Genomic DNA, 25,873 nt, shown 5'->3' with positions numbered 1-25,873 from the left:
CCCTCCTTATACTGTTTTTACAAGGAATAAAGGTTGACCATATTCGACTAATTGGCCATTATCAACCAAAACCTCTACAATCTCGCCTTTAACTTCTGCCTCGATCTCATTGAAAAGCTTCATTGCTTCTACAATACAAACGACAGAGTTTTCGCCCACTTTATCGCCTTCCTGTACATATGCCGCTTGATCTGGTGATGGGGAAGCATAGAATGTTCCAACCATCGGGGAAGTGATTTTATGTAGGTTCGCGTCTTCTTGCTTTGGCTCCGCTTGCGGTGTTGGTGCAGCTGGAATTGGAGCTTGTTGAGGCGGTTGAGCTTGTGCTGCTTGTGGTGCCGGTTGCTGAGGCGCCGCTTGTAGTGCTGGTGCAGCCACTTGGGTGCTCACCACTGTTTGGGCAGCATGCTTTTTCATTTTGATTTTTGAACCTTCATTCTCATACGTGAATTCATCTATATTGGATTGGTCAATCAACTTAATAATTTCTCTGATTTCTTGGATCTTTAACATGTTTCGTTCACTCCTTGGTCCTATTGATGATTAGTTTCTGCTTAGCTGTTGCTTAACAGTAGCTTGGGCTGTTGCTATGTACATTTCAACAAAATAGTTCATATTCATCATACGATACAAGCTTCCGAAATTCAACTAGAAATAGTAATAGATATTATTACCTAGTGCTAAATTGCGGTGTTTCGGGCCAGAGTTAGGCTGGTTGTATCAATGAGGAATGAAAACGCTTTAAATTTTATTATAGGGGAAATTATTTGTTATGAATAGAGGTGGTCTTTTTATCAGGCTCTCAAAGTGGGCAGTTGGACATTTTACTGCTTACTCACTTTGAAGGTTGCAAGTAGTATTTTTAAGTCCAGCAGGGAAAATAGCACGACAGTAAGGAGTATAACGGTTGATGTAATAATACGAAAAAGCAACATAGTTTACAAAAATAGCTTTTATTAAAAGTCCATATTATTTTATTTTAATACGGCAGGGCCTTGTGACGGGATTTTGTTAAGTTATGAAGGGATTTTCGGGAGTTGTGAGCTGATTTTGTTACGTTGTGAAGGGATTGTAGGTCTATGTGACGGAATTGATGTTATGTTTTCTCTGTACTGATTTAAAAGAGAAGTTTTGGCATTTGTTATGAAGGGATTTTATACAATTGTGACGGGATTCGTCTTTTTTGTGATGGAATTAATATCTTCTTATTATAATCTGGTCTATATACCAGTGAAGTGCGCAGATAACATTTTTCATTATATCTAAAACATTTGAAGGAATTTGTCTACTTTTATCAAATTTAGTAGTAACCCCATTAAAGGAAGTGATTTGTTGATTGTATTAAAAGAAAGAGAATATTCCATGAAGATTCAAGTGTTGCAAGCTCTTATTCGAAGACTGAGACCTAATCACCCGTCATTACCTATTATTAAAAAAGATCTTGGTATGGCAATGGCTGGCTATAGAGGAGAGGAGTCAATAGATTATTATTTAGGCATTCTACCTGAGATGGAACATGATATTATAGTATTTCATGATTTAAGGCTCCCCTATAATAATAAGTATTTTCAACTAGATACCCTTCTTATTTCCCCTACATTCTATCTCATATTGGAAGTTAAGAATATGATTGGAATTCTTCAGTTTGATCCTGCATTTCAACAGCTAATACAAATAATTAATGAAGACGGAAACGAAAAAAGAATTCCTCATCGGGATCCTATCCAACAAGTAAACATACAACTATCACAATTTAAATCTTGGCTAAAAATTGCCAAGCTCCCTTACCTCCCCTGCGAATGCCTAGTCATTATGGCTAATGCCAATTCTGAATTAAGGGCATTATCTCATCCTAATATCGTTCAAAAATTCGTTACCAGGAATACTGCTATTTCCGATAGAATAGTTGCATATATAACTGAATATGGAATAGGAGAATGGGATACAAAAGAGTTCAAGAAGATAAAAAATAAAATCTTGAAAAACAATGAACCCTCCTTATTCACGGATTTGCTTAATAAGTATGCTATTAAAAGAAGTGATATTTTAAATGGGGTATTCTGCAAATCTTGCGATACTCTCTCCATGAAGAGAAGAAGAGGTTGTTGGGTATGCGTGGAGTGTAACTTTAAATGCTCCGAAGCACATTTAGAAGCTTTGAAAGATTATAAATTATTGATTTGTTCTACTATCACTAATAAATCTCTCAGGGAGTTTCTTGGTATCAAGTGTGAAAGTACTGCCTTGAGGTTGTTAACCTCTGCCAACCTCGCTTACTTTGGCTCTACCAGGAACCGTCGGTACATCCTTTAGTCAAATATTCATACAAACAAAAACACCGAAACCCCGGAAGGTTTCGGTGCCTTTCCTATCCTATACGATCACTCACTAGCATCTGCAGTGCTGAACTCAAATGCGATGTTTTCGTTGCGCACATCGGCAAATTCTTGGCGTACCATATGATAGATATCGTTTGCCATTTGTGGAGAATGTTCTGCCGTTTTGACGGTTACGCGGATTTTGCCGTCTGTTACGCGGACAAGTGCGTCATCGACGTCTTTTCGGGAACGGATGGTGGATTCTAAGATCAGTTCTTTTTCTGAGATTTGTGCTAGTTCATTGTATTGGTCGACGGCTTTGGAGATTTCTTCAGCCGGTAGTTCTGTGCTTGCCATTCTATCTTTCAATTCAGCTCGGTGAACGCTGCGAAGGTTTTCAAGTTCATAACGCATTTCAGCGAATGTTTCATCTGTAGAGATGTATTTGACTACTGCGCTACCGTCTTCTTCTGTTGCTTCTTCCCCCTCGGTACCTTCAGCGCCTTCTGTACCCTCTGTTCCTTCGGTGCCTTCTTCTCCATCTGTTCCAGCTGCTTCTCCTTGATCGCCGTCATGGTTTTCGGCTGATTCTGTTGCTGCAGGTTGTTCTGCATGTTCGTTTGCCATTTGTTCACCGGCTTGTTGGTCACCGATGAAATAGTAAGCGGATAGGACGAAAACTAGACTAAGCATGGTTAGTAACCAGACGGTTTGTTTTTTTAATAACATGGATTATTCCCCCTCGGATTTTTTTGGAAGTACTGCTACTTTGTGCTGCGGTACGTCGAGCACTCTTGTGACAGCTTCCAAAATCATTTGTTTAACATGTATATTTTCAGCGCCCTTTGCGACTACCAGAACACCTCGGATGACCGGTTTTTTTGTTTCGGATACGACCGGGATCTCTTGTTCATTTTTTCTGATTACAAGTACCTGTTCGTCTTTTGAACTGTCTGTTACATCACGTTTCCCTCCTGCCTTATCTGTTTCTACGGTTGTTTGCTGGGAGGTGGTGATGTTTTTCTGAAAGACTTTCTGTTCGGATGCATCGACATTTACGACGACAGAGACGTCATTGACGCCGGTGATCGCTTCCAGGGCTTCTTTCAGCTGGTTCTCAAAACTTGCCTCGTAATCAGAGATAGTAGAAGGTGCGTTGGCATCATCACTATGTCCGAATACTTCTTCGTCTTCGGTTTCTTGCTGTTTCATTGCCGGTAAGACTCCCCCGCCAGGAGAGTTGGCACTATCTTCCCCGAAAAACAGGGTACCAAAAAGCATGAATGCTACACCTAATATGAGAACGACGGTCATGTATTGATATTTTGCTTTTTTGTCTTTTGACTGATTGGATAGCAGAGATTTTAGCCATGGAATGAAAGCTTGGTTTTTCTTTTCCACCTTGTACTAATCCCCCCCTTCGACTGCTACAGAGATATTGGTTGGTTGTAGTTGCCATCGATCTGCTAGGAAAGTTGCTATTTTTCCTTCTTCTTTCGAGGAAGGAGCTGGTTCCTTTTGTCTGGAGGTGTCAATTTGAACAGGCTTTACTACTTGAATGGCTGTCTTTTGTTCGGCTTGTTCGAGCAGAATCACAACGGATTCTATGTTTTCTTCTATTGGTATTTCTGTTAGCTGGTCCTCATTTTTCACGACGACTTTCAAATCTTTAACGGTTAAACCATAGCTTTCCCTCAACTCCTCCTCCACATCTTCTTTCATTAGGACAGCCGCTTTATCTAATATGTATGCAGCATGTGAGGCTTGTATTTCTTTTTTCTTCATTTCTATTAAATTTTCTGTGTTTGATTCTGGGGTGTAGGAGGAGTGAGTCGTCATTTTTGCAAAAAGCTCGTCCATGTCCGTTGAAAGCAGCTTTAATATGGGAGTGAGAATGACGACGATCAGCAACAGCCCAATCACAAGTTTTGTATATTTTTGCATAGAAGAATTCGGCAGAAGCATTTCTACTACAGTGGCCAAAAGAATAAATAGAATGATGCTGGTGATCCATTCTGTTAAGTAACTCATCGGTCCCCTCCCCCTTACCTGACCATCACAGTGATATTTCCGGCTGCAATAATGACGGTTATGCTTAAGAAAAACATAAAAGAGACAATGGCCAATGCCGCAAAAATGTAGATGATGCTTTTGCTGATGATATCCAGGCACTTGATTACCGTTCCCCCACCAAGTGGTTGAAGGAGGGCGGCAGCGAGTTTATAGATAATAGCAATGGATAGGATTTTCACTGCAGGAAAAGCGGCCAACAAAATCAACGTGGCAACACCAAGGATTCCCACGGTATTTTTCATTAAAAGAGAAGCGGTAATGACTGTATCGGTTGCGTCCGTAAACATTCTTCCGATAACCGGTATGAAATTGCCTGTCACAAACTTGGCGGTGCGGATGGCAATGCCGTCTGTCACTGCTGCCGTTGCCCCTTGTACAGAGATAACTCCAAGAAAAACGGTTAGGTAGATTCCTAGAATTCCGATACTCACGTTTCTTAAAAGTTGAGCAAGTTGGGTCACTTTGTATTGTTCACTAAGCGTGCTAACTATGCTAAGGATCGCCGAAAGAAATAAGAGCGGTAAGACGATATATTGAATCAGCAGGCCGCTGGTGTTCATTAAAAATAGAATAATAGGATGAAAAAATGCAGCTGAGACCAGTCCACCGGAGGAGGCGATAAGCGCAATGAGCAGTGGTACGAGTGCAATGATGAAGCCAGTCATGGCTGTTATTGCTTCCTGTGTGTAAGAGATGACGATGTGGAAACTATTGAGCGCGATGATGATCAGCACCATGAATACAACACTATAGGCCACTTTACTGACCGTTTTCTGTTCAAAGGCGTTTTGGAGAGTTTGTAGAAACATGCTGAAGATAGTGAGTAGTATGAGACTTCCCAGTAGCTTTCCATTTGCCAAAAGCTCATGAAAAAGATATTTGACGAAGCCTTTTAACCACTCTTTTAAGGAAAAGGACTTGTCCCCTTTCACAAATTCCATGAAAGTCCCTTTTTGGGTTTCCGGTAAAAAACCACCGTACTCTTGCATTATTTCTTCCCAATACGCCTTTATTTCCTCCACGTCCACTCCCTCCATTTGCTCTGTCACAAGTTCTGATGGGGAGGATGGGGATGCTTGTACAATTTCGAATGGAATGAACAGTAGTATCAACAAGGCTGCAATGATTGCGAGAATGATTTTCATTGGTATACTCCCCTCTGTCGTTTCAGTTTAAGAAGGAATGAGATTAATAATAGTTTCGATGATAACGGTCAGGATGGGAATGGCCATGGCCAAAATTAATATTTTTCCGGCCAATTCAATTTTAGATGCAATTGCGCCTTGCCCCGCATCCTTTGTTATCTGGGCACCGAACTCTGCGATATAGGCAATCCCGACGATTTTCAGTATGGTCTCGACATAGATCAGATTCACATTGGCATTAATGGCGATTCTCTCGAGCATCCTGATGACGTCAAACACTTGCTCTACTAAAAATAAGAAAATGGCACAGCCGACAAACACGACAAGCATGAAAGCAAATGTCGGCTTCTGCTCTTTCACCACTAATGCAAGAAACGTGGCAATCAGGCCAAGACCTACTATTTGAAGGATCTCGATAGGTCAACACCCCTTTGTCATTGGAACAGGAATACCGATTTTATCTTTTTGAACAGGTCGTCGACAATACTTGCTACCATAAAAAGAATATAGATGAATCCAAGTAAGGTTACCCAATGTGCGTATTCTTCCTTGCCGAGCTGTTTCAGCACGGTATGCAGGAAGGCTACGACGATTCCGATGCCGGCGATTTTGAATATTACGTCTACTTCAATGCCCATGGACGCTCCTCCTATTTTTTACGAATGGCTTTGTTGCCTTTAAATGCCGCCGCTGTTACTTTCCGCAAATGGCTTCGCTTTCCGCGGGGCGACCTTGAGCCTCCTCGCTACGCTGCGGGGTCTCAAGATTGTCGCTACTCTCCCGCTGGAGTCTACGCCATTTGCTCCAATTCACAGCTAGAAAATCTCATACTTACCAAAGTCCCACTAACTTTCGTACCCTAAATCAACAAAATAACCAGTAGTAATCCTGAGAGGACGCCGAGGCTTTTGACCATTCGTTCGTAGCGGATTTGTTTGTCGCGGGCTTCGAGTTCTTCGCGTTCTAAATGTGTTAAGGCTAGTTGGATGTGCTTTTGTTGAGTATAGCGGTCGTGTTGGCCGAGTGTTTCGCCGAATTGTTTCATGATTTCGAGTTCTGCATTTTTGTAAGCAGTGGTATTCCACACATCCTCCAAACTTTGTTGCCATGCCTCTTTGACTGTGAGGCTTGCTTTCTCCAATTTGTAGGAGAAGCTTTCAAAAAACCAGGAGAGAGGTTTCTCCAATTGCTTAGCAATATTTTTGGTCGCATCTGCTAGTGGAGTGTGGCCATACATGATTTCGGCTTCGAGCGACTGCAGCGCAACCTTCAATTGTCTCAATTGCCTAGGCCTTTCCGTCAGATGCCTTGCCGCTTCAAAGCCTGCCCAGGATGTAGCCACTATGATGAAAACTGCCCCTATCAATTTGATCATCGTCTCACTCTCTCTTCCCGGTAGATCTCCTCTCCCGCTTCATTCATAATTCTCTTGATGGAGCCTGGTCCGTTGCTCCTCGACAGTTCTACAAATCGTTTCACTGCACGCATGGATAATATCTCCCGGAGACTTGGCCTGCTTTGTAATTCATCAAAAGAAAAAGCATGAACCGACATAAGCAATCCCACACCAGCATTCACCGCTTCCATGACAGCCTCACTGTCTTCCATTCTTCCAATCTCATCCACAACAATAACATCAGGGCTCATGGAACGAATCATCATCATCATGCCTTCTGCCTTTGGACAACCATCGAGCACATCCACTCTTTGTCCCAAATCATGTTGCGGGATTCCATTTACACAGCCGGCAATTTCAGATCTTTCGTCCACTATCCCCACCTTGCATGAAGCAACGTGTCTTTTTTCGCAACCAGAACTCATGATTCTAGCCAAGTCTCTTAAGAGCGTAGTTTTTCCTGTTTGCGGAGGACCGATTACCATCGTGCTGTGCCATCTACCCTTTTCGTACAGGTATGGCAGTAAGGGTGTTGCCACTCCGATTTTTTGTTTGGCAATCCTGATGTTAAACGAGGAAACGTCACGAATTGCCTTTACTTTTCCTTTTTCCGTAATCACCTTGCCAGCAAGTCCAACACGGTGGCCTCCGGTGATGGTGATATACCCACGTTTTAGTTCTTCTTCGAGGGCATAGATGGAATGCTTGCTTATTTTATTCAAAATATGGATCGCATCCGCTGCAGTCACTATATGGGAGGGGAAGTAGGGTTCTCCATCTATAATCAGCTCCAAGGGGCGATTCACCCGGACACGTATTTCCTCTACTCTTTCTTGCGCCTGTGGTAAGAGAGTATCCAGTACACCTGAGATATCTGGAGGCAAAACCCCCGTAATACTTGCGAACATACATATCCCCTTCTTGTCCTTTTGTTACTTACAATGTATGCGCGGGTGGACAATATATAACAACGGAATACAAATTCTCATTTGTAGATGCCAAATAAGATAAAACCCACTCCAATCGCGATGTAGATCATTTTGGAAAAGGAGATTTCATCCGCCATGCTAATCAGTCCGATCATCATGGTGGAAATAAAGATCAGCGGGCCCACCACCGCTAGCATCGAGTTCACTACGATTGCTTTTTTTACATCATTTAAACTGAGCATGATAATGGCAGCGGTAATTTCTAATAGTCCAGAAAAGATTCGAATCCCTGCCATCGATAGAACGGACGGGTCGAAATGGCTTAATATTTTTTTCATTGGAAATTGTCCTCCCTCTTGCAGTTGCACATTAGAGCATCTTGTACAACCTATGCTGAGGAGGATGAAAGAAGAAGTAAATTTAATTTGAAAGGAATGAGGTAATTTAGGGAATGCTAGCGAAAGGATTATATCGGGAAAGGCGTGGATGTCATGAAAGGTATCGGTAAAGTTTTCTGGATTTCCGTTATCATTGCTGCTTTGTTTGTGTTAGTGGGGGTTATTTTCCCGGAGCCGTTTAGTAAAGGAATGGATCAGGCAAACTCATTCATCCTCAATGCTTTTGGCTGGTTTTATCAGTTGGCAGCTACTTTCTTTCTTTTATTTGCTCTGTTTCTCATCTTCAGCAAGTATGGAAAAATAAAGCTTGGAAAGGACAAGGATCTCCCTGATTATTCTACCTTGACTTGGTTTGCGATGTTGTTCAGTGCAGGAATGGGGATTGGGCTTGTTTTCTACGGAGTCGCAGAGCCAATCTCTCACTTTACCACTCCACCTCTTGGTGAGGGTGGCACGGCAGCTTCTGCTAAATTAGGACTTCGTTACACCTTTTTACACTGGGGGTTTCATGCCTGGGCCATTTACGCCACTATCGCTCTCTCCATTGCGTATTTTAAATTTAGAAAAGATGCACCTGGATTGATGAGTGCAACGCTATACCCCCTATTAGGGGAAAAAACGAATGGGACGGTCGGAAAAGTTGTAGATATTGTTGCCGTGTTTGCCACTGTCTTTGGAGTCTGTGCTTCATTGGGACTTGGGGCTCAACAAATAAATGGCGGGCTCAATTATCTGTTTAACATCCCAAACAACTTTGCCATCCAACTGACCATCATGGCGATTGTGACTGTTTTATTCCTTATTTCGGCTGGAACGGGTCTATCCAAAGGAATCAAGTATTTAAGTAACACCAACATGATTCTAGCCACGCTTCTGCTTTTTGCGATGCTGTTTATCGGTCCTACTACTTTCTTATTGAATCTATTTACGACTACTCTTGGTGACTACATACAAAATCTCCCAAGCATGGGGCTCCGTCTTGCTCCATTTAATAATGAAAATGCCGAATGGATTGAAGGGTGGACGATTTTCTATTGGGCCTGGTGGATTTCTTGGTCGCCTTTTGTCGGAACGTTCATAGCCAGGGTGTCAAAGGGTCGAACCGTCCGGGAGTTTGTTATCGCAGTATTATTGGTGCCGACACTTGTGTGTGCATTCTGGTTCAGTGTCTTTGGCGGGACTGGCATTCATATGGAGTTAATGGAAGGTGCCCAGGTTTCCACGCAAAGCTTTGAAACAGCTTTATTTTATGTTTATAAACTTTTGCCTTTCGGAACACTCTTATCCATTATTACTATTCTTTTGATTGCCACCTTTTTCATCACAAGTGCGGATTCCGCTACATTTGTGCTAGGAATGCAGACTACCAATGGGGATATCAACCCTCCATTTTACGTGAAATTGACATGGGGGTTGATTCTCTCTGCTTCTGCAGTAGTGCTGATGTATTCAGGAGGATTGGAAGGGCTGCAAACAGCCATTATTGTCAGTGCTTTTCCACTGACATTCGTATTGTTGATGATGGCCTTTGCGATAGTAAAAGCCTTTCGGTTGGAGATCAAGGGGAAGGTTCCATTGAAGAAGACAAAAGAAAATTGAGGATATAAGACCAATTAATGAAAGGAATGTTTAGCCATGAACTTTAAAAGTGAATTACAAGAAGCGCAAGATATCATTCATAAAGCACACCATCATTTAAAACAAGTCAGTTCAAATGCTACAGAGTCAGAAGCTTGTTATTTCGCTATAGACGAGCTTGTAAAAGCTCAACAGAAAATCCAACAAGTTCAACAACAAATCAATGAATAACAGTAAAAAGAGTGCGCACCTTCATAAAATGCGCACTCTTTTTTATTAATATCTATTCCAGCTTACAACCTCGTCAAGCGGAAGACGCGTTTTCTCAAAGCCAGCTTTGGAGCCTTTTCCAAGAGAAATCAACATAATGGCCTCATAGTTTTCTGGAACATTGAATGCTTGTAAGAATTGCGCTTCATCGTATCCGCCCATTGGAACGGTATCATAGCCTTTAGCCTTTGCTGCCAGCATTAATTGCATTGCGACAAGTCCACCATCAATGTGAGCAATCTTCGCTAAACGTTCCTTTGTAAAGTTCCCGTAACCATCAAGAATGCTGTTCACATACATGTCTTTCACGTCTTCTGGCATTCTTCCTTTTTCAGCGATTGCACGATAGATTCTGTCTGCATTTTTGTATGCTTCTCGGTCTCCAAGCACGGCGATAACAACGGAAGCATCGACTATTTGTTGCTGATTATTGGCGATTGGCAACAAACGCTCTTTTTCCTTTTGATCTTCAATAATTAGAAATCTCCAGGGTTGAAGGTTGCTAGATGATGGCGCTAACGTAGCTGTTTCTAGAATCTCCAGGATTTCACTTTTATCCATTTTAAATTCAGGATCATATTGGCGTACAGAACGGCGTTCTTTTGCGACTGTCAGGAAGTCGGTGTTCTCTAATTGCTTTGGAGCTTCTTTGGTTGTATCAATTTCTTTTACTTTATTTAAATACTCTTCTTTACTCATAGTGTTCTTAGACATTTTCGAATCCCCTTTAACTGTATTTTATACAAGAACAGTATAGGTCGTTAACTGTTCCTTTGTCAACTACAGTTAATCGAGATAAAATAAAAAAAGCGAAACTTCAAGGTTTCACTTTTTCATTAAATCAGCTATGGTCTTTTGTTCTAATCCGGCTACCACCCAGCCTTCCATCTCATCACGGAGGGTACAAAGGGATTCGCGTGTAGAGGAAGCAAAACATTCTTTACTTTCTACATTAAAAAACCCTTTAGGGAATGTTTCTGCTTTCATTGCATCATACACTTCAGACAATTTAATTTCGCTAGGGTCTTTTACAAGAAAGTAGCCGCCATCCCGGCCTTCTTTCGCCTGGATTAATTCGGTTTTGACCAGATGCCTTAATATTTTTCTTAAAAAGACAGATTTAGAATTTAGTTTGTCCGCTAATTCTCCGCTCGGACATCGGCCTTCATTATTAGCAAGCACCACGAGTGCCTGAATGGCTATACTGAACCACTTTGTACTCGTTACCTTTTCACTCATTGCTTCACCTCTTCATCTACCCTTTATTCTGAAACATCTCCCATAAAAAGTCAAAGTGTTTAGGGAGTAGGTAGATGACGTGGGATTTGTGCTTTTTGTTCCGGTGTAAACTTTCTTCGTTTGGTGCTCATACGACTAACTTGCTCCTTTTTTGCTATCTGGATTTCTTACTCCATTATATAGGGCTCTTCTAAAAAAACTTATAGGATATGATCGTAGAAACAAAGTATCAGTTTCTATCTGAAATTTTTAAACTTTCAGCGAAGAGGATTCCGATTCAAAACGAAATAGGCTAAACCCACCCCGGTCTTCTCTTTTTTGCTTCCCTGTAAAGAACTGCCGAAGCCGCTGCACCAACTACCGTAAAAACAATGTAATCAAAAGCTTCCTTAAAACCGATCGAGAAAGTCATGCTCAATAGGAATACTAAAAGCTGGGCAAGACTAGCTAAAGCCGCCTCTTTTAAGCGAATACCACTCACCAATAAAACACCAAGCACAACTTCTAAGAAGGTTACAAAATAACCTAGGATATCAGACACTACTCTTGGGAACCAAGGGTTCAAAGTAGCTGTATACTCCAAAAAGAGATCAAAGTTTCCCCAGACCACACCTAGATTTCCAACTGGACCCAAGATGCCTAAACGGTCAGCAACTACCCATAAATACATCAAGCCCAAAAAAACTCTTATAAAGATAAAGCTTCCTGTTTTCACAGTCATAATGCCCTCCGTCCAATTAATTATACTTTATTTTTTATTTAACCTCACATGACTAAAAGTCACGAGACTCCTGCGTTGTATACTCCAACGAGTGAAGATAAGCAGGCTATCCTAGCAGTTCCTGCGGTTGTTGCGAGGCTAAATAGCATACATGAGAATCAGGAGAGTTTGGCACCAAGCTCTCGAACGTGAGCAATCCATTTATCCCGCTGGCCAGATGTAGATGGTCTGATAGGACCAATCTCGGTTATGCGTACTGGTTTGATACCGCAGAAATGAAGTACGTTTCGCTTCATGACATTCAGCCCGGCCCGATGGTACACGAGTCGATTGTACCAGGTAGGGGTGTCGGACGTAACGATTAGGTGCGCAGATTTACCCAATAGAAGCTTATCCCATAACGGTGAATGGTGCCTATATTTGAAGGCGAACCCGGGCAAGAATACCCGATCGATAAAGCCCTTTAGAACAGCCGGCGTGCTCCCCCACCATATCGGATAAACGAATATCAGGTGATCCGCCCATCGGATCATCTCCTGTGCTTCAAGAAGTTCCTTTTCCAGTTCTGTCCGCTTACCGTATCCATGTTGCAGATTCAATTCGAAGGAGATTGAGCTTAAGTCGATATATCGGACTTGGGCTTTGCTATTCTCTTGAACTCCTTCCGTATATGCTTTGGCCAAGGTTGCACAGTAGCTCTGTGCATCCGGATGACCGTTAATGACAAGCATTTTCGATTTCATTGCTTTTACCTCCCCGGTTTTTTCATTGTGATATAATAGTTAAAAAGCAACCTTAGTATATACCTGCAACTGGCGGAATGAAATGATCAACAACGTACTTTTACTTGATAAATCACGCAAAGGGGAGAATTCGGTGATCGATTCGGGTGTTTCTGTTACCATGCTGTATCCAATCATGAAATCGCTTGTCCATAAGGGCGTGGACACAGATTCGTTTTTCCGGTATGTATCGTTTGACAGCACTGTTTTGAAGCAACAGGATGCACGTATCCCAACAATGGAGTTAGAGAGAGTGACAAACGCGGCGGCGGTCTATACACAAGATGATTATTTCGGATTGCAGATGGGGGCGTTTACGGAATTTGCCGATTTGGGCGTGCTCGGATACGTCATGATGCACTGCAATAACATAGAAGCTGCACTTAAGTCGTTTCAGACTTACAATGAAGTGTTATGCAGCGGATTCAATCTGGATTGGGAGATCGTAGATGAAGATGTGAGAATACGCATGTTTACCCAATCTAACTGGAATTTTCCCCGCCATTGTGCAGAGGGTATGGCTTCTTCGCTCTACCGTCTGATCGGAATCCTGTGTAATCGAACGGTTCCGTTGCATGAAGTCAGGTTTATGCATGAGTCATTGGGAGGAATACATCCATATGAAACAGTGTTCGGAGTAATTCCCACATTTGGAGACAGTTCCACAATGCTGTGTATGAGTAAGTACTTGTTGGAGAATCCGGTTCTGTATTCCGATACAAGATTGTTATTCGTATTCGAAACGATTGCCAAAGAAGCCATTAAGAAGTTACAAGTGACAGGATCGTTCTCGGATGAAGTATTGCAATGGTTGGAACACTGTCTTCCGACCCATTATCCTACCGTACGGCAAACTGCGGAACACTTTCAAATGAGTGTGCGAACGTTACAACTTCGTTTGAAAGAGGAGAAAACTTCTTATAACGAATTGTCTATTTGTGTGCGAAAGCAATTGTCCATCGGTTATTTGGAACAATTGCATATATCTATAGGTGAAATTGCATATGCTCTCCATTTCTCGGAACCCAGCGCATTCAGTAACGCCTTCAAGAAATGGACGGGGGTAACGCCGTTACAATATAGGGATAACCTGAAATGCAAAACGGTAAATACAGGTTCATTTCGGGGTCCTACCAACAAAAAAAATCGGAAAACATACGCTAAGAGAATTTTGGAATAAAAAAAGCCGATTTTCCCTACGTTAAGGAAGTATCGGCTTTTACAGTTGCTTTGGAATTAAAAGTTTGACCATTGCTGACATCCATCCTTATGCCATTAAAGCGCCCGATCTTTGAATTAGAAAAACGCCCCTACAACACGTAGGAACGTATGATAACCATTTATTTTTCAACTGAGATTATTAAGAACATAGGTCTACGGAGTTCGTCTTTCATTTCAGGAATACTTTCTAACATTTCTTCAGAGGGAATTGGTTCTCTAACTTTCTTTATATTAAAACCAGCAATAATTAAGTCGTTGATATAAGTTGAAAATGTACGATGGTATTTTATAACGTTATCAGTAAGAAATGTTGTTTCGCGTAATCCTTCTAATTGGTAATTGTCAACTGCCCAATGCAGACGATTCCCTTTGTCATCAAAATACCAATCTTGGTCATTCCGAGAGGTAAAAATTGGATGCTCAATTGAAAACACAAATGAACCTCCAGGCTTTAGACAATCATATACCTTTTTACAGATTGTTTCAAAGGACTCTATATAGTGAAAAGCCAAAGAACTAATGACAACATCAAATTGAGAGTGGGAAAAATTAATGTCTTCAATTGGCATCTTAATGCATGATATTAAAGAATCATTATTCATTTCACGAGCTTGTTGAAGCATTTTTTCAGATATATCTACTCCAATAACACACCTTGCTTGCTGTTCACGAGCATAACGGCAATGCCAACCGAAACCACATCCCAAATCCAGTACACTTTTATTCTCTAGTGAGGGTAAAAGCTCTTTTAATACGTGCCATTCTCCCGCACCTTCAAGTCCTTTAACTGAACGCTCCATTTTTTTATATGCAGAAAAGAATTTCATATCATCATATTTGTTTTGCTTCATAATTAATACAACTCCTATATATTTAGTTAGCCTCCAGAATAAAACAACATCTAATTCAGGAGGCTAACTATCTTCTTCTAACCATCTCTTACACCTCATTTATAACATTTAGTTCTTATTACAGGAATGTTGCCCTATAGCTTAATACAATCATTTCATAATTAATAAATTCCTACAATATGTTATTCTACATCCTGATAAAAATAAAATGAGCGCGGATTCTTGTTACAGGATTGCGCCCTTTTCTGGAATAAGTCAACTTGTAGTATCTTTTCGTTAAAATGGCTTAGGCATTCGTATCTAACATCGCAGGCATATTGATTTCTTTCACACAGGATGCTTTTGAAAGATTAGTTATAGTCTTTACCAATGAAACGATATCCTGAACAGGAATTCTCGTACCTTTATAAGTGGTTAATGTCTTTTCTAATCCTTCTTCAAAAGGTATTGTTGCTGCAATATTACCAGGGTTTATACACGTTACACCTATCTCATATTTCCTTAGATTCTCACGCAAAGAATTGCCTATGCCACGTATTCCAAATTTGGAAGCGACATACGTTACTTGTTTACTTTCGTTGTTTTCAATACCATCAGAAGATCCTATCAAAATAACCTTTGCATTCTTCGACTTTTTAAGATTTGGCATTAATTTTTGAGTACAAAGGATTGCAGAAGTTGTATTTACATTGATGATGTTTGCGATATCTTTTGGATCATCTTTCTCAAAGTCATAATGGTCTTGATACCCTTCTTTTTCCCATATCCCTGCATTATAGATGAGCACATCTATTGGTTCATCTTTTATGGCATCAGCAATACAATTACTTGAAGAATTCAGCGATAAGTCAGCCTCAACCCAAAATCTATGAACACTATCATTCATTGTCAAACTCATAGGACGGCTTCTAGAAACAACCCAAACTTGATCATCTTTTTCGGGTAGCCCTTTTACGAATGCATCACCCAACCCTTTACTTCCACCTAATATAACAAAATTCATCTTAACTCCCTCCTATTTCAACAAAAAGTATGTAACAGCTTTTTAAGCTGCTTATATGGTAACAACTAATATCAATCCAAACATCAGTTAAAATGCTGGATTTCCCCTACAACTTTTGTCTGAAATATGGAATCTTGCAACAATTATTTAATACTTCTTAAAAACTTCGAATCATTAAGTTTTATCTTACTCAAGAATATGGCCCTAAAATGAAAAGTGAGCGCCAATTCTTGTTCCAGAATGGCGCCCGATTGCGGAAGATCGATACTTATATATATAGAATATTGCTCTAACTATTACTGCCTACCATTATTAAAAGGTCCAACAGCTGTAACATCTAGTAAATCTTTTCGACTCTGGCTCAAATACCAATTAGAATTTTCACTTAGATCTATTTGTATTCTTTCTAATGACTCACAATCCACTTCTAGCGTTTTAATTACTCTCCCCTTTGGTGAAATTACCATTGATGAACAGCCTTGTTCTACATGTGCTATATTTGACGAAATAACATAGCGTTGATTTTCTGCTGCACGACTAATCAAGTGAGCGTTCCAAATTTCAAGTTCTTCAGTATCAATAATGTTAGTGAGATAAAAAATAATATTTGCACCATTTAAAGAAAGGAACTTCCATTGTTCAGGGAAACGTATCTCTCGACATAATTGAATAGCAACTTTAATATGTGCTTCTCCATAATCCAAGTCGAAACAAGAAAGATCGTTTCCTTCTTTGAGAATTCCTCTTTCATGAATAGCCAAATTCACCTTTTTATAGATATGTTTAAATCCATTGGGAGATATGTAGATTCCCGCATTATACCAACTTCCCTTTTCCCTTATACAGGAACCAAATATTATATGAACCTGGTGTTTTTTCGTATAGGATTGAAGGTTTATTAGTGCTTGCTCTATTTCGAAAGCTATATTTTCATTTAAAAATTCAAGGTTATGTGAATACCCTGATAAACAGCCTTCAGGCATTACCACTATATCATTCTCTTTAGTTTGTGTTATCATCTTAATCATCTTATCAAGATTCTCTGATACATTAAGTGTTGGTTTAAACTGGGTTAGAGCAATAATTAGTTTCATTAGTTTCTCCTATGAATTTGTTCTTTCTTTACAATGATTACATCAGATTCAGGTAAACATCTGGTCTCTATTCCTAGATACTTAGCTATCGCCCCAGTTAGTTCAAAATCGGTAACTCCCAATCCTTCAAAAGTCCCCAAGTAATTTCAGGATTTCTTTTTAAAGATTTCGTAGAACCCACTTATACTTTTTCGTTATACTTGCCTACCTGGTCATAATGTTTAACTATTTCTATGGTAGTAGCTGATACATTAAAGTTTAGAATACCTTTGAAACTAACCCAAGATAGCGATCCTTCATCACTCTCAATTAGAGAGTAATTTTCGCTCACACTTCCAATATAAACATATTGTATTCGAATCTCTTTATAGTCCTTTATCCTATAGAACGAAGCTTATTTACTCACCATGCCCAGAATTAATTTTAATTCTTTACGTTTTTTCTTCATTCGCTTAAATCCCTCTTTTGAATCTATTAAAAAAACAGTGCTTCCTACCCAAATCCTTATGTATATAGACTGCAACTTAATTGGACCTACTATCCCTTGTTCCTCAAACTCTGTACCATCATCTAATTCTGTTTCCGTCCTAAATAACCAACTATTTCCTATACCAAACTCCATATACTTCAAAAACTTGACCTCTTTCTATTATTTCCAGATCTTAGTTTATCCTACAATTCTTATTCAAATAATTCTATTATTCGCTTCATCCAAATATTCAAATAGAACATTTTATTAAAAAAGAGAATTAACCCAATCGCTATCATTAATATTCCACCCAGTTTCAAGAAGCCTGAAGAGTACTTTGTTAGCAGCTTCACTTTAGATATAAATAATGCCATTATGATAAATGGGGTGCCAAATCCTAAGGAAAACGCAGTTATATTTATAAATGTTTCACTTGGATATAAAACATTAGCATATATTATTGCTCCAAAAATCGGACCGATGCATGGAGTCCACCCTGCTGCAAAGATCAATCCTACCAGAAAAGAATTTAATAGATTTCCACTCTTTTTTACAAATGGCAGCCTTCTCTCTTTTAATAAAAACTCCGGAGAAAAAATTCCTATCATGAATAATCCCATTGTAATAATAAAAATGGCACCTAGCATTCTTAGTAGGTCATTGTACTGTACATAAGCCTTTCCAAAATAGCTAGCTGAAAATTCTACTAAGTAAAATACAATAGAAAAACCTAAGACAAAGGCAACCGAATGCTTTAATGCTACACTTCTAATTTTTAATTCATTTTTCTTAAGATCCGAAACTGAAATACCAGTAATATAAGATATAAATGTTGGGTAAAGAGGTAAACAACACGGCGAAAAAAAGGAGATTAATCCACCAGTGAAAGCTAACCAAATCGTGATATCTTCCATACTAACCCCTTATACTAAATTATTGTAATCTAGAAACATGTTTAATTAATTATTTGAGTTTCGTTTTAAATTGTTCTAACATCTCGAACGTTAATTCTCCTGAATAATTGTCTAGAATCTTTCCATTTGAATCAATAAAGTATGTAGTTGGTAAATTCATGACTCGATAATTCCTAAAAACACCTTCTGTATCTAACAAAACCGGAAATGATACATCAAGTTCATCTACAAAATCCCGAACACTTTGTTCACTCATTTCTTGACTGGTAATATTAACACCCATTACAACAACGTCTTCGCTATATTTTTTATGGAATTTATCTAGTTCGGGCATTTCATTTTCACAAGGCTCACACCAAGAGGCCCAAAAATTAAGAATAATCGGTCTACCTTTATAACTTGATAGTCTCGTTGGTGTACCATCTAATGCTGGTAAATCAAAATCTATTGCAGACTCACCAGCGCTATTATCCACACTACTTTGTTGTTCGGTAAAGTGCAGAAAGAAGGCCGTTATAACCAATGAAGCAATAATTAAAACACCCAGTGTTTTTTTCATTTTTTCTATCCCCATCTTCCTTTGGATATGGATCAAGCTTAATTTTCCTACTATATATTATTCTACTAACTCTTTATATCACTTATATTCAATAAGTTTCTACAATATGTAATTCTCCTCTAGTTTCAATAAAAAGAGTTCTAATCACGTTTCTTGGATGAGGTCGATTATTGAAAGTTTAATATATTATCCCTTTATTAGAAAACACATTGACTTCATAATGTTCTAGGTCGTCTTTGGATAAGTTTTCTGTTACATACTTTTCAACTTCGGCTATAACATTTTTATTATAAACTTCTATCCAGATAACTGGATCTGTATCGCCAATTTGGATGCTTTGCACTTCAAATTTATCCCATAAAGAATTAACAACTACCTCTGTACTATATGGCTCTTTTTGTGTATACCAAAATAACGCAGACCCTACAATAACACATGCTAAAATTAGTAATCCAAACTTGCTTTTCATCCCATTTTCACTCCCAGCGCTCACTATTTGTAATCCTTTGCAACCTATAATACCAAATAAATCCAGTATTTTATATAACTAAGCTGCTAAATATATCTACATTGCCTATATATCTACATTGCCTTAAAATTAAACAATATGGCCCTAAAAGTTGTCCCACCAACATTTAGACGTAGATACCATGCTAAGGCATTTTTTAGAAGTGAAATAGTATTTTTTCTTACTCTAAGCTGATTCCCTATAAGGTGAATAGTCCTTCGAAAGGGGAATTTCTTTTAGGGATAGGTTTAAGGGAACAAAAATAACCTGTTTTTAACTATCTGGACGTTGTTAATAATAACTCCCTAAAACGACCATTTAAGGGAAACGTCTTAAATTCAAAGATTAAGTCTTAGCTAGGGAAATGTGATGAAACGATGGATTTATCCCTAACATGAAAAATGAGCGCTAACCCTTGTTACAGGATTGCGCCCTTTAGTAGAATAATCTAACTGTATATTATATAAATGATGCTCAACTTTTTTAACACCCATCATATTAACTAGTCTTTATTTTTATTTGAATCCATTATTGATCCAATTACTATTCCAATAAGCATTCCTAATCCAGGTCCAAAAGCCCAAATTAGTGGAAATTCAAATAACATTCCAACAATAGATGAAAATGCAGCGCCTCCAAGCAATCCGAAGGCAACTCCAAAACCCACATATGAGTTCCTATAATTATTATCTTGTTTTTTGATAATATTATTCTTTTCAATCATATTTTACCACCTTCGCCTGATTTCAACCCTTTTACTTTTACTGTCCATTTTTCTTCAACTGGTTAAATATTTGCACAAAAATATGGCCCAGTGACAATAAACTCATTGGGATGTACCCTTTGTTTATTTCAATCTATAAATTAATTGAACAACGTCAGAAGAAAACTTTTTGGTTTCAACTATTTGTAACTTCATTCTCTTGTTTATATCTATAAATAAAGGTTTTCCTTCTCCCAAAATAATTGGATGAACAGATAATCTTAATTCATCAACAAGTCCTAAATTGATAAAAGTTGTAATAAGACTTGATCCACCATATAGCCAGATGTCCCTACCGGGCTTTTTCTTTAATCTATTAACTTCTTCAACAATGTTATCATTTATTAATATCGCTCGACTATCAGTTTCTTTTTGTGTTCTGGAAAACACATACTTCTCTTTGCTATGAACCAATTTCCACATTTCTTTATCGATATCCGAGTCTTCATTTTTTGGAATATATTGCCCCCATATATCGTAGCTTTTTCTACCATATAGTATAGTATCAATTTGATTCAAAAATTTATTGAAATCCATATCAGGATCCATAATGCACCAGTCAACTTCTCCATTCGGCCCTTCAATAAATCCATCTAAAGTAACTGCTAAATCTAAAATCACTCTTCTTGCTCTCTCGTTAATGGTCATATTTTTATCTCCTTTTATCTTATAGAATTTCCCCTAATTGCTAAGATTATAGGTATAAACTATACTATACGTAAAACATGACAAGTAATGACGTGATTAAATGAAAAAGGTGAAAAAATGTCAAAAGCCAAGCGTCTATTAGATATTCTTATGTTTGTTACGACTAAAAAAAAGTTTACTGCACAAGAAATAGCAGATGAATTTCATATATCCATTCGTACTGTACACAGATACATATTAGATTTATCTGATATGGGATTGCCAATTTACTCAGAACAAGGACGTAATGGTGGATATACAGTATTAACGAGTAGATTTCTTCCTCCAATTTTATTTACAGAAGAAGAAGCTGTTTCTATCTTCTTTGCTTTTCAATCTCTAAATTACTATCGCAACTTGCCATTTGATACTGAAATTTCCTCGGTTGAACATAAATTATATAGTTCGCTCCAGAGTGAAGCTAAAATAAAAATAGATAAAATTTGGTCTTATATTGCTTTTTGGAACCCCAAAAGAACGATTGATACTCCCCTTTTAAACGATGTTTTAAAGTATTCTATTGAGAATAGAAATTTACACATTCAATATGAATCTAGATCAGGTATAAGGAAAAAATACATCCGTCCTATCGGTGTATATGCCCATGATGGATTATGGTATTTGCCTGCTTACGATTATCATAAGAATAAAATATTACTGTATCGTGTAGATCGTATTCTTTCCATTTTATCAACTGAAGAAAACGAAGATGAATTCATGAATTTAAAAGAATGGTTCAACTTTATTGAAATAAAAAACCCGATTCGACTGCATGTGCATTTAACTATGGAAGGTGTCCGTCAATGTAAAAGTGTTCCTTATTTTGAGGGTTTTGTAGTCACGCAAGAAGATGGAACTGGATACATAGATACAATCATAGATAGTGGTGAACTTAATTTTATAACACCACTATTTTTAAGACTTGGAAGTCACGCACGAATTTCGGAACCAAAGGAATTAATCGTTGGATTACGTAAACAAGCGGAAGAAATTTTAACAATGTATCAAGATGATAATTGAAATATATTTTTTTTCCTAATCCACTATTAAAAATTAGGAGCACCTGTTTTAATGTTCGCCTTTTTTAACTTTTCTGCCCGTTTAGTTTAAGTATAGACCTTTATACTATCACTTTGCTTTAAAATTGTTATTAAACAATCTGGCCCTTAATAGAATACTTTGTTTCAATAAAGCCGACACAAAAGTCAATAGTGGCTACTATAAAAACCACTCCTAAACGCCCTTCAACACCAGGTCTTTCGTGTCGCTCAGTAGGTCAACCGGATTCATAGGCATAGATTAATATATATTATAGAGCTTCTTTCGTTAACCTCTCCAACTCTTCTTCAATTCTCCCCACATCAATTCTTTCAAAAAGTGGTTTTATTTCTCGAAGTGGGAAGGATAAAATCTCAATTTCTTCCCATTTAAGTTCTTCCAATCCCAACATCACTTTTATTTTTTCACTAGAGAAAGGTAAAAAAGGATTTAACAATTGTGCAAGGTTTGCAATGATATACACACAATTGGCCATCGTCTTATCACAGGAGGGCTTATCTTCTTTAATTTGAATCCAGGGCTTTAGCTCATCAAAATATTTATTTGCATACCGAACAAATTCAAAAATTTGCTCTAATGGCTTTTTAAATTGTCCCTCTCTTAGTAAGCAGCCAACTTCTTTATAGAGTACCTCCACCTTAACCTTGGTTTCTGAATCAATCTTCCCAAGTGGTGATGTACTTGCGTAAGATTTTTCAATAAACTTTAATGTTCGATTAACAAAGTTCCCATATGCTCCTAGCAATTCACTGTTGTGACTATAGATAAATTCGCGCCATGAGAAGTCAGTATCTCTATTTTCAGGGGCGTTGATCGTTAGAAAATACCGGATGGAGTCTGCATCATATCTTTCTAACATATCTGGAACCCACACTGCCCAGTTTTGACTTGTCGATATCTTCCGTTTTTCAAGTGTTAAATACTCATTGGAAATGATGTGTGTTGGTAAAGCTGGATTATTGGTACCCAGTAAAATGGATGGCCAAATGATTGAATGAAAAGGAATGTTGTCTTTTCCGTGAATGTAATAGGAAGTGGTCTCTTTATTCCAAAAGTCTTCTATCTTTTCGTTATGTTGCTTTGCCCATTCCTTACTCGCTGTTAAATAACCTGCAACCGCCTCAATCCATACATAAATCTTCTTCCCATCAAAACCTGGGATAGGAACGTCAACTCCATTAAGTAAATCGCGGGTCGCTGCTCGATCCGGTACGCCATCTTTCAAATACCTTGATGTTAAAGCAATGGCATTTCCCCGCCATCTATTTTCTTGTTCAGCTTCCTCCACTAATGCTTCCAAACGTTTCTGAAAATGACTAAGGGAAAAATAGAAATGCTCGGTTTCTTTTATAGTGGGTTGGTTCCCACAAATTTTGCATCGCTTTTCTAATAAATCCAGTGGATCTAAAATGGCAGAACAATGATCACATTGATCCCCTCGTGCTTTCGCGCCGCAATTCGGACACAGCCCTTCCACAAAACGATCAGATAGGAATTGTTGATCTGTCTCACAATAGGCCTGCTCTATTCTCTTCTTGTAAAGATATCCATTTTCTAGCAGTTTTAAGAATATTTCTTGGACGGATTTATGATGGTGTTCTGCGTCAGTCCGTGTATATAAATCATAGGTAAAGCCTAGCTTGCTAAAACTCTCTGTAAATTCTTTATGATAACGATTTGCTATCGCTTCTGTTGTTGTATTTTCTTGATTTGCTCTTATGGAAATGGGTGTGCCGTTGCAGTCACTTCCTGAAACATATAAGACCTTTTCTCCTTTCTGTCGGTAATGCCTTGCTAAAATATCTCCAGGTAATAATGCCGCTATATGGCCTAAGTGCAAGGAACCATTGGCATACGGCCATGCGCCTCCAATAAAAATCGTCATCTTCTCATCCTCCTAAACTCAAATAAAAAACCTCGCCCATAGACAAAATGATTGTCTAAGGACGAGGTTTATCTCGTGTTACCACCTTAATTTACTAGTAATTCGCATTACTAGCCTCCATAAGTACGAAGTGAAACACATCACTCTTATACTCTGACATTTGTAACGAGTGCCAAATCTCGTCAAAGTCTATTTCTTTATTAAAAAGTCGACTTTGCTGCTCAAAGGCCATTTTCAATCAACTATTCTCTGCCTCTTTTCAGCTACCGAAGCTCTCTGTAAGAAAATGAAGGTTGATTTACTTTCCTTATCGTCGCGTTTATGTAATATTTTTACTTATTATGACATAACTGTTTGAAAAATAACAGAATTTTTTAAAAGCTCCTTATGTGGCAGGATTAGAAGAAGCTGCTGCATGATCTGCTTTCACACAATCGATGGCAACCACGATGGCAAGAACAATGGTCTCCATCTCTTCTTCTTGTATTTGTACATGGTAGCTATCCCCCCAAGTAAACCACTTTTTGGACACTTCTCCCACGATCTTCCCATGTTGAAGAACTTGAAAGTCCATATCCCACCAATTTCCACGCACCTCAATACCTGCCGCATCAATAGTATATCGTGCCTTCAAAAAAGAAAATTCTTTGTTTATTGTAAGTATTTCTTGACCATTAACTTCCACCATAAACTTTGGCAAAAAGGTGAACATTTTTTTCGTGATGAGTGCCACTTCTTCTCTTTTAGGGTTCAAGATGGAGAAAGTTTTAGGCAGCCGCAAAAAGCTCCCCTCCACAAAATAGATGTCATTCTCCTGTTGATCCTTTACCGTGAATTTCTCACTTATGCTAAATACCTTTTGTTTAATGAATAGCTGTCTCATCTTACTTCCCCCTAATGGCTTTTATTAATTTACGTTTAAGTAGAAGAAATGGTTTCAACATTCATTTACTGATGTAAACATTTTATTTCCCCTCTAAAATATGTATACTTTTATACATTGGGCTTTCATTTTCATTTTCAAAGCTTTCTAGATATGCATATGGGTCTCATTGACCTATAGCCAAGATTAGTATTTTACTTACTTTTAAAAAAAATCATAGGGAGATTACACATGATAATTCGAGAAATGAAAAAAGAAGACAATGCAATAGTTAAAGAAATCATCCAAAATTCTTTAGAATCCCTTGGTTTAGCCAAACCAGGGACTGCATATTTTGACCCTCAACTTAACGACCTGCATGATTATTATTCTAATTTGGATCATGCTAAATATTGGGTAGTCGAAGTGCGAGAAGAAGTGGTTGGCGGAATTGGTATTGCGCCATTTAACAAGGATGAAAAAATTTGCGAATTACAAAAGCTTTATGTACGTACCAATGTGCAAGGGTTGGGAATTGGAAAAAAGCTGATGGAAACCGCTCTGTCCTTTGCCTCCCAACATTATGATAAGTGTTACTTAGAAACAACAAAAGAGTTGAAAACCGCTTGTGTATTATATGATAAATTTGGATTCACCTTATTACAGGAGCCACTACCAGGTTCTGAACATTCCGCAATGGATGCATGGTACCTAAAGCAGCTGACACCTAAAGGGGCTTAAAACCTATCCAACAGTAGATTTCAGACTATCAACAATCCAGTTACCTCTTTTATCACCAGTATGCTTACTTGCAAAAGAAGAAGTTGTAAGAGGATGTTGAATGCTGAACTCATTAAGGGATTTTATAAATAAGCATCACGACAGCCTAAATCTAAATTTAGCTTATTTTTCCACTACTAATATGTCCCCTCCTTCTTGGGAGAAAGAATCTTTGAACCAACCGGTATGTTATTTGACGTGCCATCTTTAAAATCTGTATCTACTTTATTAATCTTGTTTATTTCACCAATTAGCTCGCCTTTTGTTAAGGTTAATTTATCAACCCAATCCATATTTGTTTTATAAATCATCATATTGATAGATACCAGCTTTCGAATCTAGGCTTAATACCTCCTCTGTATCAATACT

31 protein-coding genes and 1 other annotated feature are annotated in these 25,873 nt (G+C 38.4%); of the genes, 6 read left to right on the top strand and 25 right to left on the bottom strand.

Going from position 1 to position 25,873, the window contains the following annotated elements; genetic code table 11:
* Positions 1–6: 6 nt before the first annotated feature.
* Positions 7–513 carry an acetyl-CoA carboxylase biotin carboxyl carrier protein gene (gene accB, locus EKQ44_RS14275; protein ID WP_237664221.1) on the bottom strand — a complete coding sequence of 169 codons (507 nt, stop codon included), beginning with the start codon at positions 511–513 and terminating at the stop codon, positions 7–9.
* A gap of 819 nt (positions 514–1,332) precedes the next feature.
* Here accB and EKQ44_RS14270 point away from each other — a divergent pair.
* Positions 1,333–2,313, top strand: coding sequence for a nuclease-related domain-containing protein (locus EKQ44_RS14270; RefSeq protein ID WP_237664220.1), 981 nt, complete (start codon positions 1,333–1,335; stop codon positions 2,311–2,313).
* 68 nt (positions 2,314–2,381) lie between these two features.
* On the opposite strand, the gene EKQ44_RS14265 is transcribed toward EKQ44_RS14270, so the two are convergent.
* From EKQ44_RS14265 to EKQ44_RS14225, 9 genes are all read right to left on the bottom strand, one after another.
* The gene (locus tag EKQ44_RS14265; RefSeq protein ID WP_237664219.1) at positions 2,382–3,047 is read right to left on the bottom strand and encodes a SpoIIIAH-like family protein; all 666 of its coding nucleotides are present in this window, start codon (positions 3,045–3,047) and stop codon (positions 2,382–2,384) included.
* 3 nt (positions 3,048–3,050) lie between these two features.
* Complete coding sequence (gene spoIIIAG, locus EKQ44_RS14260) at positions 3,051–3,719, bottom strand: stage III sporulation protein AG (RefSeq protein WP_237664218.1); 669 nt, start codon at positions 3,717–3,719, stop codon at positions 3,051–3,053.
* A gap of 6 nt (positions 3,720–3,725) precedes the next feature.
* On the bottom strand, positions 3,726–4,349 hold the full coding sequence (gene spoIIIAF, locus EKQ44_RS14255; protein ID WP_237664217.1) for a stage III sporulation protein AF: 624 nt from the start codon (positions 4,347–4,349) through the stop codon (positions 3,726–3,728).
* Positions 4,350–4,363: 14 nt separating this feature from the next.
* Positions 4,364–5,536, bottom strand: coding sequence for a stage III sporulation protein AE (gene spoIIIAE, locus EKQ44_RS14250; RefSeq protein WP_237664216.1), 1,173 nt, complete (start codon positions 5,534–5,536; stop codon positions 4,364–4,366).
* A 27-nt stretch (positions 5,537–5,563) separates the two neighbouring features.
* Positions 5,564–5,953 carry a stage III sporulation protein AD gene (spoIIIAD, locus tag EKQ44_RS14245; protein WP_082380912.1) on the bottom strand — a complete coding sequence of 130 codons (390 nt, stop codon included), beginning with the start codon at positions 5,951–5,953 and terminating at the stop codon, positions 5,564–5,566.
* A 17-nt stretch (positions 5,954–5,970) separates the two neighbouring features.
* Positions 5,971–6,174, bottom strand: a complete 204-nt coding sequence (gene spoIIIAC / locus EKQ44_RS14240) for a stage III sporulation protein AC (RefSeq protein WP_060666334.1) — start codon at positions 6,172–6,174, stop codon at positions 5,971–5,973.
* A 221-nt stretch (positions 6,175–6,395) separates the two neighbouring features.
* The gene (gene spoIIIAB / locus EKQ44_RS14235; RefSeq protein ID WP_237664215.1) at positions 6,396–6,911 is read right to left on the bottom strand and encodes a stage III sporulation protein SpoIIIAB; all 516 of its coding nucleotides are present in this window, start codon (positions 6,909–6,911) and stop codon (positions 6,396–6,398) included.
* Positions 6,908–7,840 (bottom strand): stage III sporulation protein AA, encoded by a 933-nt coding sequence (gene spoIIIAA / locus EKQ44_RS14230; RefSeq protein ID WP_237664214.1) that lies wholly within the window; start codon positions 7,838–7,840, stop codon positions 6,908–6,910. Before spoIIIAA ends, spoIIIAB begins: the two co-directional genes overlap by 4 nt.
* A 77-nt stretch (positions 7,841–7,917) precedes the next feature.
* Positions 7,918–8,199, bottom strand: a complete 282-nt coding sequence (locus EKQ44_RS14225) for a YqhV family protein (protein WP_237664213.1) — start codon at positions 8,197–8,199, stop codon at positions 7,918–7,920.
* Between the two features lie 153 nt (positions 8,200–8,352).
* Here EKQ44_RS14225 and EKQ44_RS14220 point away from each other — a divergent pair, with 153 nt between their 5' ends.
* The gene (locus EKQ44_RS14220) at positions 8,353–9,858 is read left to right on the top strand and encodes a glycine betaine uptake BCCT transporter (protein ID WP_237664212.1); all 1,506 of its coding nucleotides are present in this window, start codon (positions 8,353–8,355) and stop codon (positions 9,856–9,858) included.
* Positions 9,859–9,894: 36 nt separating this feature from the next.
* Complete coding sequence (locus EKQ44_RS14215; RefSeq protein WP_207556219.1) at positions 9,895–10,068, top strand: hypothetical protein; 174 nt, start codon at positions 9,895–9,897, stop codon at positions 10,066–10,068.
* A gap of 45 nt (positions 10,069–10,113) precedes the next feature.
* On the opposite strand, the gene EKQ44_RS14210 is transcribed toward EKQ44_RS14215, so the two are convergent.
* The 4 genes from EKQ44_RS14210 to EKQ44_RS14195 all read right to left on the bottom strand — a co-directional run bounded on the left by EKQ44_RS14210 (position 10,114) and on the right by EKQ44_RS14195 (position 12,810).
* A complete protein-coding gene (locus EKQ44_RS14210; protein ID WP_237664211.1) occupies positions 10,114–10,821 on the bottom strand; it encodes a nitroreductase family protein in 708 nt (235 codons plus the stop codon).
* A 111-nt stretch (positions 10,822–10,932) separates the two neighbouring features.
* Positions 10,933–11,346, bottom strand: a complete 414-nt coding sequence (locus EKQ44_RS14205; RefSeq protein ID WP_237664210.1) for an RrF2 family transcriptional regulator — start codon at positions 11,344–11,346, stop codon at positions 10,933–10,935.
* A gap of 292 nt (positions 11,347–11,638) precedes the next feature.
* Positions 11,639–12,067, bottom strand: a complete 429-nt coding sequence (locus EKQ44_RS14200) for a hypothetical protein (RefSeq protein ID WP_237664209.1) — start codon at positions 12,065–12,067, stop codon at positions 11,639–11,641.
* 158 nt (positions 12,068–12,225) lie between these two features.
* Complete coding sequence (locus EKQ44_RS14195; RefSeq protein ID WP_237664208.1) at positions 12,226–12,810, bottom strand: NAD(P)H-dependent oxidoreductase; 585 nt, start codon at positions 12,808–12,810, stop codon at positions 12,226–12,228.
* 82 nt (positions 12,811–12,892) lie between these two features.
* Between EKQ44_RS14195 and EKQ44_RS14190 the strand changes: the two genes are divergently transcribed.
* Positions 12,893–14,029 carry an AraC family transcriptional regulator gene (locus tag EKQ44_RS14190; RefSeq protein ID WP_237664207.1) on the top strand — a complete coding sequence of 379 codons (1,137 nt, stop codon included), beginning with the start codon at positions 12,893–12,895 and terminating at the stop codon, positions 14,027–14,029.
* Between the two features lie 160 nt (positions 14,030–14,189).
* On the opposite strand, the gene EKQ44_RS14185 is transcribed toward EKQ44_RS14190, so the two are convergent.
* The 9 genes from EKQ44_RS14185 to EKQ44_RS14145 form a co-directional block, all read right to left on the bottom strand.
* Positions 14,190–14,921 (bottom strand): class I SAM-dependent methyltransferase, encoded by a 732-nt coding sequence (locus tag EKQ44_RS14185; RefSeq protein WP_237664206.1) that lies wholly within the window; start codon positions 14,919–14,921, stop codon positions 14,190–14,192.
* A gap of 286 nt (positions 14,922–15,207) precedes the next feature.
* Positions 15,208–15,924: an SDR family oxidoreductase gene (locus EKQ44_RS14180; RefSeq protein WP_237664205.1), complete on the bottom strand. Its 717-nt coding sequence runs from the start codon at positions 15,922–15,924 to the stop codon at positions 15,208–15,210.
* A 296-nt stretch (positions 15,925–16,220) separates the two neighbouring features.
* Entirely contained in the window at positions 16,221–17,018 is a 798-nt protein-coding gene (locus tag EKQ44_RS14175) for a carbon-nitrogen hydrolase family protein (protein ID WP_237664204.1), read from the bottom strand.
* Between the two features lie 394 nt (positions 17,019–17,412).
* On the bottom strand, positions 17,413–17,649 hold the full coding sequence (locus EKQ44_RS14170; protein ID WP_237664203.1) for a DUF3977 family protein: 237 nt from the start codon (positions 17,647–17,649) through the stop codon (positions 17,413–17,415).
* A 50-nt stretch (positions 17,650–17,699) separates the two neighbouring features.
* Positions 17,700–18,401, bottom strand: a complete 702-nt coding sequence (locus tag EKQ44_RS14165; protein WP_237664202.1) for a cytochrome c biogenesis CcdA family protein — start codon at positions 18,399–18,401, stop codon at positions 17,700–17,702.
* 49 nt (positions 18,402–18,450) lie between these two features.
* Complete coding sequence (locus tag EKQ44_RS14160; RefSeq protein ID WP_237664201.1) at positions 18,451–18,960, bottom strand: TlpA disulfide reductase family protein; 510 nt, start codon at positions 18,958–18,960, stop codon at positions 18,451–18,453.
* A 178-nt stretch (positions 18,961–19,138) separates the two neighbouring features.
* A complete protein-coding gene (locus EKQ44_RS14155) occupies positions 19,139–19,429 on the bottom strand; it encodes a hypothetical protein (RefSeq protein ID WP_237664200.1) in 291 nt (96 codons plus the stop codon).
* 541 nt (positions 19,430–19,970) lie between these two features.
* Entirely contained in the window at positions 19,971–20,192 is a 222-nt protein-coding gene (locus EKQ44_RS14150) for a hypothetical protein (protein WP_237664199.1), read from the bottom strand.
* A gap of 123 nt (positions 20,193–20,315) precedes the next feature.
* The gene (locus tag EKQ44_RS14145) at positions 20,316–20,879 is read right to left on the bottom strand and encodes a dihydrofolate reductase family protein (RefSeq protein ID WP_237664198.1); all 564 of its coding nucleotides are present in this window, start codon (positions 20,877–20,879) and stop codon (positions 20,316–20,318) included.
* Between the two features lie 117 nt (positions 20,880–20,996).
* Between EKQ44_RS14145 and EKQ44_RS14140 the strand changes: the two genes are divergently transcribed.
* Positions 20,997–21,938: a helix-turn-helix transcriptional regulator gene (locus EKQ44_RS14140; protein WP_237664197.1), complete on the top strand. Its 942-nt coding sequence runs from the start codon at positions 20,997–20,999 to the stop codon at positions 21,936–21,938.
* Between the two features lie 289 nt (positions 21,939–22,227).
* On the opposite strand, the gene metG is transcribed toward EKQ44_RS14140, so the two are convergent.
* Together metG and EKQ44_RS14130 are read right to left on the bottom strand one after the other, a co-directional pair.
* Positions 22,228–23,862: a methionine--tRNA ligase gene (gene metG / locus EKQ44_RS14135; protein WP_237664196.1), complete on the bottom strand. Its 1,635-nt coding sequence runs from the start codon at positions 23,860–23,862 to the stop codon at positions 22,228–22,230.
* 54 nt (positions 23,863–23,916) lie between these two features.
* Positions 23,917–24,185: a binding site (T-box leader), on the bottom strand.
* 62 nt (positions 24,186–24,247) lie between these two features.
* Positions 24,248–24,745: an LURP-one-related/scramblase family protein gene (locus EKQ44_RS14130; RefSeq protein WP_237664195.1), complete on the bottom strand. Its 498-nt coding sequence runs from the start codon at positions 24,743–24,745 to the stop codon at positions 24,248–24,250.
* Between the two features lie 231 nt (positions 24,746–24,976).
* On the opposite strand from EKQ44_RS14130, the gene EKQ44_RS14125 reads away from it, so the two are divergent.
* Complete coding sequence (locus EKQ44_RS14125; RefSeq protein ID WP_237664194.1) at positions 24,977–25,465, top strand: GNAT family N-acetyltransferase; 489 nt, start codon at positions 24,977–24,979, stop codon at positions 25,463–25,465.
* Positions 25,466–25,873: the final 408 nt, after the last annotated feature.

It is taken from the genome of Sutcliffiella horikoshii (assembly GCF_021991925.1).
Taxonomy (GTDB): domain Bacteria; phylum Bacillota; class Bacilli; order Bacillales; family Bacillaceae_I; genus Sutcliffiella_A; species Sutcliffiella_A horikoshii_F.
Note: the sequence above shows the minus strand (reverse complement) of the source record. Positions and strands in the feature narration are given on the sequence as shown.